The 13,186-nt window shown below is 63.5% G+C and carries 15 protein-coding genes and 5 tRNA genes; 6 read left to right on the top strand and 14 right to left on the bottom strand.

Annotated features, from left to right (window positions below; translation table 11 throughout):
• Nucleotides 1–109: 109 nt before the first annotated feature.
• Nucleotides 110–292 (top strand): DUF4169 family protein, encoded by a 183-nt coding sequence (locus LZA78_RS03050; RefSeq protein WP_233675484.1) that lies wholly within the window; start codon nucleotides 110–112, stop codon nucleotides 290–292.
• Entirely contained in the window at nucleotides 289–516 is a 228-nt protein-coding gene (locus LZA78_RS03055; protein WP_233675485.1) for a ribbon-helix-helix domain-containing protein, read from the top strand. Before LZA78_RS03050 ends, LZA78_RS03055 begins: the two co-directional genes overlap by 4 nt.
• On the opposite strand, the gene olsA is transcribed toward LZA78_RS03055, so the two are convergent.
• The 3 genes from olsA to LZA78_RS03070 all read right to left on the bottom strand — a co-directional run bounded on the left by olsA (nucleotide 497) and on the right by LZA78_RS03070 (nucleotide 2,420).
• A complete protein-coding gene (gene olsA, locus LZA78_RS03060) occupies nucleotides 497–1,318 on the bottom strand; it encodes a lyso-ornithine lipid O-acyltransferase (RefSeq protein WP_233675486.1) in 822 nt (273 codons plus the stop codon). The two genes, LZA78_RS03055 and olsA, sit on opposite strands and share 20 nt — an antisense overlap.
• Nucleotides 1,315–2,100 carry an L-ornithine N(alpha)-acyltransferase gene (gene olsB, locus LZA78_RS03065; protein ID WP_233675487.1) on the bottom strand — a complete coding sequence of 262 codons (786 nt, stop codon included), beginning with the start codon at nucleotides 2,098–2,100 and terminating at the stop codon, nucleotides 1,315–1,317. The genes olsA and olsB overlap by 4 nt, the downstream gene beginning before the upstream one ends.
• 140 nt (nucleotides 2,101–2,240) lie before the next feature.
• Nucleotides 2,241–2,420 (bottom strand): DUF3553 domain-containing protein, encoded by a 180-nt coding sequence (locus tag LZA78_RS03070; RefSeq protein ID WP_233675488.1) that lies wholly within the window; start codon nucleotides 2,418–2,420, stop codon nucleotides 2,241–2,243.
• A 154-nt stretch (nucleotides 2,421–2,574) separates the two neighbouring features.
• On the opposite strand from LZA78_RS03070, the gene LZA78_RS03075 reads away from it, so the two are divergent.
• Nucleotides 2,575–3,063, top strand: a complete 489-nt coding sequence (locus LZA78_RS03075; protein ID WP_306798955.1) for a histidine phosphotransferase family protein — start codon at nucleotides 2,575–2,577, stop codon at nucleotides 3,061–3,063.
• 33 nt (nucleotides 3,064–3,096) lie between these two features.
• Here LZA78_RS03075 and LZA78_RS03080 read toward each other — a convergent pair whose 3' ends face one another.
• The 10 genes from LZA78_RS03080 to LZA78_RS03125 all read right to left on the bottom strand — a co-directional run bounded on the left by LZA78_RS03080 (nucleotide 3,097) and on the right by LZA78_RS03125 (nucleotide 10,811).
• Nucleotides 3,097–4,362, bottom strand: coding sequence for a glutamate-5-semialdehyde dehydrogenase (locus LZA78_RS03080; RefSeq protein ID WP_233675489.1), 1,266 nt, complete (start codon nucleotides 4,360–4,362; stop codon nucleotides 3,097–3,099).
• Between the two features lie 58 nt (nucleotides 4,363–4,420).
• Nucleotides 4,421–4,645 carry an RND transporter gene (locus tag LZA78_RS03085; RefSeq protein ID WP_233675490.1) on the bottom strand — a complete coding sequence of 75 codons (225 nt, stop codon included), beginning with the start codon at nucleotides 4,643–4,645 and terminating at the stop codon, nucleotides 4,421–4,423.
• Nucleotides 4,646–4,670: 25 nt separating this feature from the next.
• Nucleotides 4,671–4,747: transfer RNA gene (locus LZA78_RS03090), tRNA-Asp, on the bottom strand.
• A gap of 28 nt (nucleotides 4,748–4,775) precedes the next feature.
• Nucleotides 4,776–4,852: transfer RNA gene (locus tag LZA78_RS03095), tRNA-Asp, on the bottom strand.
• Between the two features lie 172 nt (nucleotides 4,853–5,024).
• The gene (locus LZA78_RS03100; protein ID WP_233675491.1) at nucleotides 5,025–5,963 is read right to left on the bottom strand and encodes a pirin family protein; all 939 of its coding nucleotides are present in this window, start codon (nucleotides 5,961–5,963) and stop codon (nucleotides 5,025–5,027) included.
• A gap of 105 nt (nucleotides 5,964–6,068) precedes the next feature.
• Nucleotides 6,069–6,144 (bottom strand) — tRNA-Val (locus LZA78_RS03105).
• Between the two features lie 103 nt (nucleotides 6,145–6,247).
• A tRNA-Val gene (locus LZA78_RS03110) sits at nucleotides 6,248–6,322 on the bottom strand.
• Between the two features lie 19 nt (nucleotides 6,323–6,341).
• Nucleotides 6,342–6,713 (bottom strand): HU family DNA-binding protein, encoded by a 372-nt coding sequence (locus LZA78_RS03115; protein WP_233675492.1) that lies wholly within the window; start codon nucleotides 6,711–6,713, stop codon nucleotides 6,342–6,344.
• A gap of 109 nt (nucleotides 6,714–6,822) precedes the next feature.
• Nucleotides 6,823–9,237: an endopeptidase La gene (gene lon / locus LZA78_RS03120; protein ID WP_233675493.1), complete on the bottom strand. Its 2,415-nt coding sequence runs from the start codon at nucleotides 9,235–9,237 to the stop codon at nucleotides 6,823–6,825.
• A gap of 224 nt (nucleotides 9,238–9,461) precedes the next feature.
• Nucleotides 9,462–10,811, bottom strand: coding sequence for an ATP-binding protein (locus LZA78_RS03125; RefSeq protein WP_233675494.1), 1,350 nt, complete (start codon nucleotides 10,809–10,811; stop codon nucleotides 9,462–9,464).
• Between the two features lie 57 nt (nucleotides 10,812–10,868).
• Here LZA78_RS03125 and LZA78_RS03130 point away from each other — a divergent pair, with 57 nt between their 5' ends.
• From LZA78_RS03130 to LZA78_RS03140, 3 genes are all read left to right on the top strand, one after another.
• On the top strand, nucleotides 10,869–11,744 hold the full coding sequence (locus tag LZA78_RS03130) for an MBL fold metallo-hydrolase (protein ID WP_233675495.1): 876 nt from the start codon (nucleotides 10,869–10,871) through the stop codon (nucleotides 11,742–11,744).
• A gap of 70 nt (nucleotides 11,745–11,814) precedes the next feature.
• Nucleotides 11,815–11,889 (top strand) — tRNA-Asn (locus LZA78_RS03135).
• Nucleotides 11,890–12,054: 165 nt separating this feature from the next.
• Nucleotides 12,055–12,840 carry a DUF4145 domain-containing protein gene (locus LZA78_RS03140; RefSeq protein ID WP_233675496.1) on the top strand — a complete coding sequence of 262 codons (786 nt, stop codon included), beginning with the start codon at nucleotides 12,055–12,057 and terminating at the stop codon, nucleotides 12,838–12,840.
• Nucleotides 12,841–12,958: 118 nt separating this feature from the next.
• On the opposite strand, the gene LZA78_RS03145 is transcribed toward LZA78_RS03140, so the two are convergent.
• Complete coding sequence (locus tag LZA78_RS03145) at nucleotides 12,959–13,132, bottom strand: hypothetical protein (protein WP_233675497.1); 174 nt, start codon at nucleotides 13,130–13,132, stop codon at nucleotides 12,959–12,961.
• Nucleotides 13,133–13,186: the final 54 nt, after the last annotated feature.

A 13,186-nucleotide genomic window follows, 5' to 3' on the forward strand; every position in this document is an offset into this window, starting at 1 on the left:
TCATGCCCGGCTGGCGTTCTTGTCGGTGTGGATACTCCCGCCCCATCTCAAGGCTACACCCGCAGCGGAATTCTCGCTAGTCTTCGCCCGAACCAACCGAGGCCAACCCGTGACCGGAAAAATCGTCAACCTCAACACCGCCCGCAAACAGGCCGATCGCACCAAGAAGCGCACACAGGCCGATGCCAATGCCGCTAAGTTCGGGCGCACCAAGGCGCAGCGCAAGCTCGAAGAGACCGAGGCCGACATGGCGCGCAACAAGCTTGACCAGCACAAGCGGGAAGAGGAATGAGCCGTCCGCGCAAACGCTCGCTGACGCTCGAGGGGCACCGCACCTCGGTCTCGCTTGAGGACGAGTTCTGGGCGGCCTTTCGCGAGATTGCCGAGGCCGAGGGCAAAGGCCTGAACGAGTTGGCGACCGAGATCGACGCCGCGCGCGGGGTGGATACCGGGCTGGCCACGGCGATCCGGCTTTATGTGCTGCGTGCAATGCGGGCTAGGCTTCCTCGGGCATAGCCGAGCGCACCGCGGCCTCGCAATGCGCGGACAGCTCCTTGCGGGACGGGAAATCCGCCACATCGACGGGTTCATGGAACACGACCTCGACCTCGCCCTGCCGGGGCACCGCGAGAATCTTGAGCAGGTGCGAGCCGAAATCCATCTTGCCCCACCAGCCGTAAAACCGCGGGTCTTCGCCTTCCGGCGCGCGGTAGATCACGGTGACGGGCTGGATCTGCATGACCTTGTCGAGCCCGTGGCTGTAGAAGGCCGCAAACAGCGTGGGCTTGAACGGCAGCACGCGACGCGCGTCGGTCGAGGTGCCCTCGGGGAAAAACAGCAGATGATGGCCCGCGCGAATGCGATCCTCGAACAGCTGCTGCTGCGCCTTGGCCTCCCGCGGGTCGCGGCGAATAAAGACGGTGCCCGTCGCACGGGCGAGCCAGCCGATACCGGGCCAGCTTGCCACCTCGGACTTCGCGACGAAATAGACCCTCTGGCAGGCATTGAGCGCAAAGATATCAAGCCACGATCCATGATTGGCCACCACGGCCCCGATATGCTCCATCGGTGCGCCGCGCACGCGGTAGCGAATGCCCATGATCGGAAAGGCGCTGCGGCAAACGGCCATGGTGATCGCGGGGGTCCAGGGCCGGGCCTCACGGAACAGCGGGCGCTCGATCAGCCGCATGAGCAGCAGCAGGACCAGTCCGCCATAGGTCACCAAGCCCAGAACGCTGCCGCGTAGCAGCACCCGCAACCAGCCCAATGGGCCGATTGCCCGGACCTCGGGCTCGGTCGCGTCGTCCCAGGTGCTCACGCGCGGCCCTCGTGGCGTCGAGTGTAGAAATCCAGGTGCTTTTCGCTCATGGCCTTGGTGTCCATCAGAAGGAGCACATCGGTGGTGTTGAACGGCGCGTCAATGAATGCACCCTCGCCCACGAAACCGCCAAGGCGCAGGTAGGCACGGATCAGCGTCGGCATCGCGGCCATCGCGGCCTTGCGGTCCAGCTGATCCTCGGGAACGAGGTCCATGGGCTGAAAATGTTCGGGCAACGCGCGGGGGCGTAGCGCCTCGGGGGCAAGGTGGTGATAGTGCAGCCAGGCCAGCGGCATCCGCAGGGGCTCCGGGTCGATGCCGTGGAACGAGGCCACGCCGAACAGGATCTCGATCTCATTGGCCAGAACGTAGTCGGCCAGCGCATTCCACAGCAGCAGCATCGAGGCCCCGCCGCGATAGTCCGGGTCCACGCAAGAGCGGCCAAGCTCCAGCAGCTTGCGGCCCGAGGCGCGCAGCTTGCTCAGGTCATATTCGGAATCGCAATAGAAGCGCCCGAATTGCGCCGCGCGATCCGAGGGCAGAAGCCGATAGACACCGACGACATGTTCAAGCGCGGCAGCATCCCGGCTCGGGTCCACAAGGATCAGGTGATCATAGACCTCGTCGAACTCATCCCGTTCAAACCGGTTTTCATGATCAACCAGCGGTCCGTCGCCGCCCAGTTCCTCGACGAAGACCGAATAGCGTAGCCTTTGCGCGGCCATCAGGTCCGAAGGCTCCGTCGCAAGGCGGATCTGATAATGTGCGGATTCCGCGGCCATGCGTCCCTGCCCCAAAGCGTCTGCGAAGTTTTACGGCAGAGCCGCGGCCAAATGCAACGCCACACAGAGCAAACCATACGTCGCGTCGCGGCGGATGCACGCGAAGGTTGTTTTTTGGTCGCTGCGGCGTTAACCGTTTATCAACCCTGATCGGGCAAAACGAGCATCAGCTGCACCCGACGCCCGTCGATAACCTGTTTGCCAGCATGTTCGAAATTGACCGTGATCCGGTCGCCGATGCGCGACTGAACCTGCCCGACGCCCCAATCCGCCGCGAGCGGGTTGCGCACCAACATGCCCGGTTCGAGAAATTCGTTCAATCTGACCTCACTTTCGGAAAGAGCCATGCCGACTGAGACATCCGCCCCCATGGCAGACCCGCAGACCGATCTTGTGGCCCTGGTTGGATCGCGACTCTGCCATGACCTTATCAGCCCTTTGGGCGCAATCGGCAACGGGGTGGAGTTACTCGCAATGTCCGGCGTCCCGGCTAGCCCGGAAATGGAGCTGATTGCCGAAAGCGTGCGCGCCGCGAACACGCGAATTCGGTTCTTTCGCATCGCCTTCGGCCAAGCCGTGCCCGAACAGCGCGTCAGTCAGCGCGAGATCCGGGCGATCCTGGATGACATGGCGCGCACGGGCCGGACGCGCATCCGATGGGAGGTTGAGGGCGATCTGTCTCGGCAAGAGGTCAAGCTGACCTTCCTCGCAATCCTCTGCCTCGAAAGCGCCCTGCCGCGCGGCGGAGACATCATCGTCAGTCAGACTGCGGACGGCTGGCGCATTGACGCGCAGGGCGCCCAGATCCGAACCGAGCCAGATTTCTGGGCGCAACTTTCGGCAGACACGGGAACGCTCCCCCCCGCGCAGGTGCAGTTCGCGCTCTTGCCGCGTGAAGCGCGGCTGGCAGGCCGCAACTTACTTCATGAGGTGACTGACAACCGCGTCGTGCTTGGCTTTTAGAAGTAAAAAGCCCCGCCGAGGCGGGGCTTTGGATCACTTGCGGCAGGTGCCGTCGCCGGTCACCAGATATTTAAACGAGGTCAGCTGCTCCGCCCCCACCGGCCCGCGCGCATGCAGCTTGCCGGTCGCAATCCCGATCTCGGCACCCATGCCGAACTCGCCACCATCGGCGAACTGGGTGGAGGCATTGCGCATCAGGATCGCGGAATCGAGCCGCTGGAAAAAGCGCGCTGCGGTGGCATCGTCCTCGGTCAGGATCGACTCGGTATGCTGCGAGCCATAGCGGCGGATATGCGCAATGGCCCCATCCACCCCGTCAACGATCTTCGCCGCGCAGATCATATCGAGGAACTCGCGTCCGAAATCGTCCGGGGCGGCGGCCACGGTGCCGACGACGTTCAGCAGATCGCCCTCGGTGCGCACCTCGACCCCGGCCTTGACCAGATCCTCGACCAAAACCGCGCCGTGCTTATCATAGAAGGCGCGGTCGATCAGCAGGCACTCCATCGCGCCGCAGATCCCGGTGCGGCGGGTCTTGGCGTTCAGCACGACCGCGCGCGCTTTCTCAAGATCCGCAGCGCCATCGGCATAGACGTGGCAGATGCCTTCGAGATGAGCAAAGACCGGCACGCGCGCCTCGGCCTGAACCAGACCCACCAGCCCCTTGCCCCCGCGCGGCACGATCACGTCGATATGGGTTACTGCTTTCAGCATCTCGGCCACCGCCGCGCGGTCGCGCGTCGGCACCAGCTGGATCGCCGCCTCGGGCAGACCCGCAGCGCGAAGCCCCTCGACCATACAGGCGTGAATCGCACGCGAGGAATGGAAGCTCTCCGAGCCGCCCCGCAGGATCACCGCATTGCCCGCCTTGAGGCACAATGCCCCGGCATCAGCCGTCACGTTGGGACGCGATTCATAAATCACGCCGATCACGCCAAGCGGCGTGCGCACGCGCTGGATATGCAGCCCCGTCGGGCGATCCCATTCCGACAGGATCTGCCCCACCGGGTCGGCCTGAGCAGCCACCGCCCGCAGCCCGTCCACGATCGACTTGATACGCCCCTCGTCGAGTGCGAGGCGATCCATCATCGCCGGGCTCAGCCCCTTGTTCGCGCCATAGGCCATGTCCTCGCCATTGGCGGCCATGATCTCGACCCGACGCGCCCAGACGGCATCGGCGGCGGCCATGAGTGCGGCCTCCTTCGCGGCCGATGGCGCGAAAGCCAGCTCGGCCGCAGCGGCGCGCGCGGCACCACCCAGTTGGTCGATCAGGGCTTTGGCATCAATCTGGTCCGTCATGGAAGGCTCCTTTCGTTCGCCCTCCGTATAGGCCCTCGGGCCCCTTGGCGGCAAGCGTTCAGCTTGTGCGGGTCTGGCGTATCAATTTCGCGGCCAGAACAAGCCAGGGCATGCCATGCAGCAACAGGTCGAACCAGTCGAGCGGACGCACCAGTGTGCCGGCGGCAAGCATCTTGAGCTTTTCCCAGACATGCGGCTCAGGCGTAAAAGGCGCGAGGCCCAGCAGAAGCGCGAAAATCAGTGCATGACCCAGCGAAATTCTATCAAGAAACGCTGCGAACATGGCCACCTTCATTCTGGGGAAGAAGTGGCGCGGTTGACGGGGCTCGAACCCGCGACCCCCGGCGTGACAGGCCGGTACTCTAACCAACTGAGCTACAACCGCGCATTTCACGGCCGGGGCGATCAGGAGATGGCGCGGTTGACGGGGCTCGAACCCGCGACCCCCGGCGTGACAGGCCGGTACTCTAACCAACTGAGCTACAACCGCAGCACCATCTCCCGGATCGCCATCCGGGCGTGGGGGGTGTATTACGCAGCCCCGCGCGCGCCGTCAAGCGGCACTGTGAGAAAAGTTTCGCAAATTCGAAACTCACCCCCGCAGGCGCCCGATCAGGCCTGCGGAATGCAGCACAAAGACACGCCTTTTCAGCCACTTGCAGTTATCTTGGAGGCGCCGGAATGAATTCGGCATCGTCCCCCGGCGGCAACTGAAACCGCCCGTGCATCCAATCGCCCGCGCGCCAGGCTTCCTTGGCAGCCTCGATCCGCTCTTTCGACGAAGCCACGAAGTTCCACCAGATGTAACGCGGGCCTTCCGGCGTCGCACCGCCAAGCAACAGGATTCGCGCCCCCGCCTCCCCTGCCCGGAGTGCGACCTGATCGCCGGGGCGGAAAATCAGCAGTCGCCCGGCCTCGAATCGCTGCCCAGCCACCTCGACCTCGCCCGAAAGCACATAGACCGCCCGGTCCTCGTGATTGTCGGGCAAGGGCAGAGCTGCACGCGGCTCCATCACAGCATCCGCCATGAACATCTCCGAAGGCAGCGCAAGCGGCGCCCGCGCACCCCACGCATCGCCCAAAACCAGGCGCACCTGCTTCCCTTCGGCCTCCAGAAGCGGCTGCGCCGCGTTCGGGACGTGGTTGAAGGTCGGCATGCCATCCTCAACCGCCTGCGGCAGCGCCGCCCAGATTTGCACGCCCGAAAGAGTCTGCCCACTCTCACGCACAGGACCGTCGGTCCGTTCCGAGTGGGTGATGCCATGCCCCGCGCTCATCCAGTTGACGGCGCCGGGCGTGATCCACTGATCCGAGCCGAGGCTATCGCGATGATGCAATCGCCCGGCAAAGAGGTAGGTCACCGTTGCGAGGCCGATATGGGGATGCGGGCGCACGTCGATGCCTTGCCCGCTGAGAAACTCGACCGGTCCGATCTGATCGAAGAAGATGAACGGGCCGACCATCTGGCGCTTGGCCGAGGGCAGTGCACGGCGCACCTCGAACCCGCCCAGATCGCGAGCGCGCGGAACAATGACGGTCTCGATCGCATCGACCGAGTCGCCGATCGGGATCTTTGGGTCGAGTAACGGGTTCCAGCTCATCTGCGCCTCCTGACCCCAATCAAGATAGCGCGGAATACCTGTGGGCCAAACCCACGGCTGCGAACAGCGGCGGCGCGTGGATGCACTGAACGCGCCTAGGGGAGGTGGTGGGTGATGAGAGACTCGAACTCCCGACATCCTCGGTGTAAACGAGGCGCTCTACCAACTGAGCTAATCACCCGACGCGGCACTTCTAGCCTGCGCTAGGCTTGCAGTGCAAGCCCTGAAGGCAGCGCTCAAAAACAGAAAAACGCGCCACAATATGGACGCGTCTTTCGGAATTCTGGTGGGCGATAACGGATTTGAACCGCTGACATCTTCGATGTGAACGAAGCGCTCTACCGCTGAGCTAATCGCCCGGTGGAGGGGCTTTTAGCCTCACTCCGCCCCCTCCGCAAGAGGGTCCGCCGCGCTTTTTTCATCCTTTTGCGCCGCGACCGCCGTCGCATCCGCCGAACCGCGCTTAAGCTTGATATGCAGCACCGAGGCGCCGTTGTTCATGGCCGTCCGGGTGACGCGCATTTTGCCCAGAGGCGGCAGGGCAATCTTTTCGCCCTCTTCGAGGGACTCTGACAGCACCTCAAGCACCGCCTGCGCGACGTCGCGCACCACGGCCTTCTTGGCGCCCGAGGCTTTGGCAACGCGCTCGACAAAGTCCTTCTTGCGCAGCACCGGGGCCTCGGCGGCCTGTGCGGGCGCTTCGGGTGCGGCTTTCGTTTGCTTGGCGGTCTTTGCGGTGGCCTTCGCCATGTCATCCCCCTGGGTGTCCGAATCGCGCGCAGGTTACGCAGGAACGGCGGCCACCACCACGGGCATATTCGGAACGAAAACGCGCCCCGAAGGGCGCGTTTCAGATTGTTCAGTGGGCCGTGGCGCCCTGCCCTTCGCGGGCCGAGGCCGCGGCGGCCGCAGCGGCGGCCTCCTCGGCCGCCTCGTCCCATTCGACGGGCTCGGGCATCCGCACCAGGGCGCGGGGCAGAACCTCGCGCACATGGCTTACGGGGATGATCTCCAGCCCCTCCTTCACATTGGCAGGAATGTCGGCCAGGTCCTTCTCGTTCTCGGCGGGGATCAGAACGGTCTTGATCCCGCCGCGCAGGGCCGCCAGCAGCTTTTCCTTGAGGCCGCCGATCGCCAGCACGTTGCCGCGCAGCGTGACCTCGCCGGTCATGGCGATATCCTTGCGCACCGCGATCCCGGTCAGCACCGAGACGATCGAGGTGACCATCGCGATCCCCGCAGAGGGGCCATCCTTGGGCGTGGCGCCTTCAGGAACGTGAACGTGGATATCGACTTTCTCGAACTTGGGCGGCTTCACGCCAAGCTCGGGTGAGACCGAGCGCACATAGCTCGACGCCGCCTCGATCGATTCCTTCATCACATCGCCAAGCTTGCCGGTGGTTTTCATCCGCCCCTTGCCGGGCAGTTTCAGCGCCTCGATCTGCAGCAGATCGCCGCCGACAGACGTCCAGGCAAGGCCGGTCACCACGCCGACCTGGTCCTCTTTCTCGGCCAGTCCGTAGCGGAAGCGGCGCACGCCGAGGTAATCGCTCACCTTCGCCTCATCCACGATGACGGACTTGACCGCGCCCTTGCCCTTGATGATCTCGGTCACCGCCTTGCGGGCGAGCTTGGCGATCTCGCGCTCAAGGCTGCGCACGCCGGCCTCGCGGGTATAGTAGCGGATCACGTCGTTCAGCGCGCCGTCGGTGATCGAGAACTCGCCCTTGCGCAGCCCATGCGACTTGATCTGTTTGGGGATCAGGTGCTGGCGCGCGATCTCGCGCTTCTCGTCCTCGGTGTAACCGGCAAGGCTGATGATCTCCATGCGGTCCAGCAGCGGGCCGGGCATGTTGTAGCTGTTCGCCGTGGTCAGGAACATGACGTTCGACAGATCGTATTCCACCTCGAGGTAGTGATCCACAAAGGTGCCGTTCTGTTCCGGGTCAAGTACCTCAAGCATCGCCGAAGCCGGATCGCCACGGAAATCCTGCCCCATCTTGTCGATTTCATCGAGCAGGATGAGCGGGTTCGTGGTTTTCGCCTTCTTCAGCGCCTGGATGATCTTGCCGGGCATCGAGCCGATATAGGTCCGGCGGTGGCCGCGGATCTCGCTTTCGTCGCGCACGCCGCCAAGCGAGATGCGGATGAACTCGCGCCCCGTCGCCTTCGCGACCGATCGGCCAAGCGAGGTCTTGCCCACGCCGGGCGGACCGACGAGGCACAGGATCGGGCCTTTCAGCTTGGCCGAACGCGCCTGCACGGCGAGATATTCGACGATCCGCTCCTTGACCTTCTCAAGCCCGTAGTGATCGGCGTCGAGCACCTTCTCGGCCCCGCCAAGGTCTTTCTTGACGCGGCTCTTGACGCCCCAGGGCAGCGACAGCAGCCAGTCGAGGTAGTTGCGCACCACCGTCGCCTCGGCCGACATCGGGCTCATGGACTTGAGCTTTTTGAGCTCGGCATCGGCCTTGTCACGGGCCTCTTTCGAGAACTTCGTGTTAGCGATGCGCTCTTCCAGCTCGTTGATCTCGTTCTGGCCGTCCTCGCCGTCGCCGAGTTCCTTCTGAATAGCCTTCATCTGCTCATTCAGGTAGTACTCGCGCTGCGTCTTCTCCATCTGGTTCTTGACGCGGCTCTTGATCTTCTTCTCGACCTGAAGAACCGACACCTCGCCCTGCATCAGGCCATAGACCTTCTCAAGGCGCGCCGAGACGTCGAGCGTTTCCAGTAGTTCCTGCTTTTGCGCGACATCAAGGCCAAGATGTCCCGACACGAGGTCGGCCAGCTTGTCGGCTTCCTGCGTCTCGGACACGGCGGCCAGCGCCTCTTCGGGGACGTTCTTCTTGATCTTGGCGTAACGCTCGAACTCTTCGGCGACCGAGCGCAGCAGTGCGCGGATCGTGTCGCGGTCGCCCTCGGCCTCTTCGAGGACCTCGGCATGGGCCTCGAAGAAAATCTCGTTCGAGACGAAATCGGTGATCTTCACGCGGGTCTTGCCCTCGACCAGCACCTTGACGGTGCCATCGGGCAGCTTGAGCAGTTGCAGGACATTGGCCAGAACGCCGGTGCGGAAGATCCCGTCCGTCGTCGGCTCATCGACCGACGGGTCGATCTGGCTGGCCAGCAGGATTTGCCGATCGTCCGCCATCACCTCTTCCAGAGCGCGCACGGATTTCTCGCGCCCGACAAAGAGCGGCACGATCATGTGGGGGAACACCACGATATCGCGCAGCGGCAAAACCGGATAAGTTGTCGAGAGGGTCTCGGTCATATTCATTCCTCTTTGGCGAAAGGACACCGACCCCGCTTCGCGGCAGTCCCGGCCCTTCCCGTTTCCCCCCATATTTAGGGGGGCGTGCGGGTCGCTTCAACCAGACCACCGAAGGACCAGACTTTCTGCCCGTCACATCGGGGTTACATTGCCCCGCGCCTCGCAGCGGAGCAAGACCAGAACGACCCGGCCAGCATCATGGGCATGTTTTCCTTGCCGGGCGCTTAGCGCGGCAGCACCAATTCGGCGCGCAGACCGCCCAGGCGCTCGCTTTCGCCAAGCCGCAGGCTGCCGCCATGGCCACGCAGGATATCGGCCGCAATCGACAGGCCCAGCCCGACGCCCTGCCCCCGGTCCTGATTGCGCGCGGGGTCAAGGCGCGTGAAGGGCTTGATCGCCTCGTCCCGTCGCTCGGGCGGGATGCCGGGCCCGTCATCCTCAACGATGATGCGCAGCATCCGAGGGCCAAGATGCACCGAGACATCGGCGCGCGAGCCATAGCGCACCGCGTTTCCGATCAGGTTTTCCAGCGCGCGGCGGATCGCGTCGGGGCGGCAGGTGATCTCGACCTGTCCCGGACCGGGGCACTCGTGCAAACGCACCGGCTGCTCGCCACGCTCCGCGTCGCCCACGATCTGCGCGACCAACTTGCAGGGGTCGATCAACTGCGGCTCATCCGCCATCGCATCGTCACGCGCGAAAGCAAGGAAGGCATCGACCAGCTTGGCCATCTCGGCCACGTCGCGTTCCAGTGCCGCGACCTCATCGCGGGTTTCGGGGTCGTCGGGCAGCATCGACAGCCCAAGCCGCAGGCGCGTCAGCGGAGTGCGCAGGTCGTGGCTGATCCCCGACAGCATCAGCCGCCGTTGCTCGATCTGCCGCTCAATCCGCGCCCGCATCTCCAGGAACGCCGCTCCGGCCGAGCGCACCTCGGTCGCGCCCGCGGGCCGGTAAAGCACCACCTGCCCGCGCCCGAAGGCCTCGGCCGCCTTGGCAAGGCGCCAGATCGGCCGCAACTGGTTGCGCAGGAAGAGATAGGCTATGATCGTCATCAGCAGACTGACCGCCACCATCAGCACCAGAAGCTGATGCGGGTTGGAGGCCGACACGCGCCCCCGCCCGAAGCTCAGCTCCAGCACGCCTTTGGGCGTGTCCAGCGTAAGCTGCACCTGCGCCCCCAGACGCAGATCGACCGAGCGCAAATCGGGCAGCCCCTGCCGCAGCGTGTCGATTACAACGATCCCGGTGAAATCGCCAAACCGCCGGAAATCGCCCTGCTCTGCCGCGGCTTCGGGCGGCGCGAGCAAAGTGAACGCCAACCCCAGCGGCTCGGCCAGCGCCGCGCCAACAGCCTGCGCCGCGACAAGATCAGGGGCCTCGCCCACACGGTCCGAAAGCAGGACGATCTCGCGCAGCATGGTCTCGGTCATCTGCTTCGTGACGCGCTCAAAGTGGCGCTGGATGAAGACGACAGAGACGACAAGCTGGATGGTCACGATCGGCACGATCAGGATCAACGCGGCACGCCCGTAGAGCCCGCGCGGCAAGATCTGTTTAAGCCAATCGAAATTCATGCCAAAACCCTAGCCGTGAGCAGAACGAAGGAAAAGCGGAAGATGCCGGAGAGTCAAATGGTTGAAGTCCTGGAGCCCGGCCTGCGGCGGATCGTGGCGCCAAACCCCTCTCCGATGACGCTGAACGGCACCTGCACCTATATTCTGGGCACCGGAGCGGTTGCGGTGATCGACCCCGGCCCCGCCGATCGCGGGCATATCGCGGCGATTCTGGCGGCCCTCGCGCCGCGGGAGCGTATCAGCCATATCCTGGTCACTCATGCGCATCTCGACCACTCCCCCGGCGCGCGGCTGTTGGCAGAGGCCAGCGGCGCTAAGATCCACGCGTTCGGCCCCGCCTCTGCCGGTCGATCCCCCACCATGGAGCGCCTTGCGGCAACCGGCCTTGTCGGCGGTGGCGAGGGCGTGGATCTGGCTTTCGCGCCCGACATCCTGATCGCCGATGGCGAAGAGATCAGCGGCGCCGACTGGAGCGTGCGTGCCCTGCACACGCCGGGCCACTTCTGCAACCACCTGAGCTTTATTTGGCGCAACGCGGTTTTTACGGGCGATCACGTCATGGGCTGGTCATCGACCCTGATTTCACCACCAGACGGAGACTTGGGCGACTACTTCCGATCACTTGAGAAATTGGCCATGGTGAACGCCCGGATCTTCTATCCCGGCCACGGCGCCCCTGTAACGGGAACGGCAGCCCGGATTGCCGAACTGGCAGCACATCGACGCGAACGCACCGCACAGATAGCGGCACACCTGCAAGCCGGGGCAGCAAGCGTCACGCAACTGACGGAGCGCATATACCAGGAAATCCCCACCGCCCTCATGCCTGCCGCATCCCGCAACGTGTTCGCACATCTCATTGAAATGACAATCACAAATCATGTTTCTGCAGCGCCGGAGATGCGCCTGGATGCTGTCTTCTCGCTAGCCTGAAAAAATCCAAAAAAATCCATCACGCCCCTCTTGCACCCCCGAAACACCGCCGCTATACACCGCCTCGTGTTCCGGCGTAGCTCAGCGGTAGAGCAGTTGACTGTTAATCAATTGGTCGTAGGTTCGATCCCTACCGCCGGAGCCAAAAATCCCTACAAAAACAGCTACCTACCGAGACCGCCACTGGCGGTCTTTGTAGTTCCAGACCTACCTAGCAACCAATTAGCAAGCAAACGTCGACGTTCGGTTTCGTTGCCACAGCCAACGTGCTAGATTTCAGTAACCCTTGTTTCGATTCAGTGGCTTGCGCATGAAATACGTTTCCCCCTCGGTCAAAGAGACCGCCTTCAACTGCCCGCACTGTAGCGCCCTGTGTACACAATTCTGGTACGAGGCCTTCGGCGAGCCCAGGAGCCGAAACCACCCCTTGCCCACGGTGGTAGGCGAAGAAGGGGCTAAGCTGTTCAACTTCGACGACATCGAGGACCGCGAATTCAAGAAGGAGATGACCGACTGGGCGAACAAGATGGGTAAGGGCTTCCCCTACCTAGAAAAGAGGAAGAAGAGCCAATACGTCGACTTCGACCTAAACAACGTCAGTATTTCGCGATGCTACAATTGCGATCAGATCAGCGTCTGGATCTATGACCGTCTAGTCTACCCTACGCGGGGGGAAGCACCGCCTGCCAACCCCGACATGCCAGAGGAAATTCGCCGGGACTACGATGAGGCCAGCACTATCCTTGACCTGTCGGCTAGAGGGGCGGCGGCTCTCATCCGTCTCGGCATCCAGAAATTGTGCAAGCACCTCGGTCAGCCGGGCAAGAACATCAACGACGACATCAAAGCCCTTGTTGCAGGCGGCCTCGACCCTCGCATTCAGAAGGCCCTCGATGTGGTGCGGGTGGTTGGGAACAACGCTGTCCACCCCGGTCAGATCGACCTCAAAGACGATAGGGCGACCGCTGAAAGCCTCTTCCGGCTACTCAATCTGATCGTGGAAAAGATGATCTCCGAACCCAAGCACGTTGATGAGGTCTACGCGGCGCTCCCGGAAGAAGCACGCAAAGCGATTGAGAAGCGCGACGGCAAGTAAAAGCGCCCCGGAAGCCATGTTCCCGAGGCGCTTACAGGTCACGGGGAAAGGAGTTACCCCGCCCTGACTGGTCCCGATGGTTTAGCGTCCGTCGGTTTCCGAAAGGACGTGCGGGTGGCTAGCCCGCACCGCCGCGCGCCACTCCGGCACGGCGGTCATGATGTTCCTTGCAGCCGTTGCACAAGCGCACGGCGATCACGTTTTCGCTCCAGAATGGCTTGGCGCAGCACATGCAACGGTTCCAGCCGACCTCGCGAACCTTGAGCGGAGGATGGAAGTCGTGGTCCAGCACCGCCTCCCTCCTGTGCCCGCCATCCCATGCCCACGTCTCGGGCAACGGCTCGGT

Source organism: Rhodobacter flavimaris (assembly GCF_021378075.1).
GTDB lineage: Bacteria > Pseudomonadota > Alphaproteobacteria > Rhodobacterales > Rhodobacteraceae > Rhodobacter > Rhodobacter flavimaris.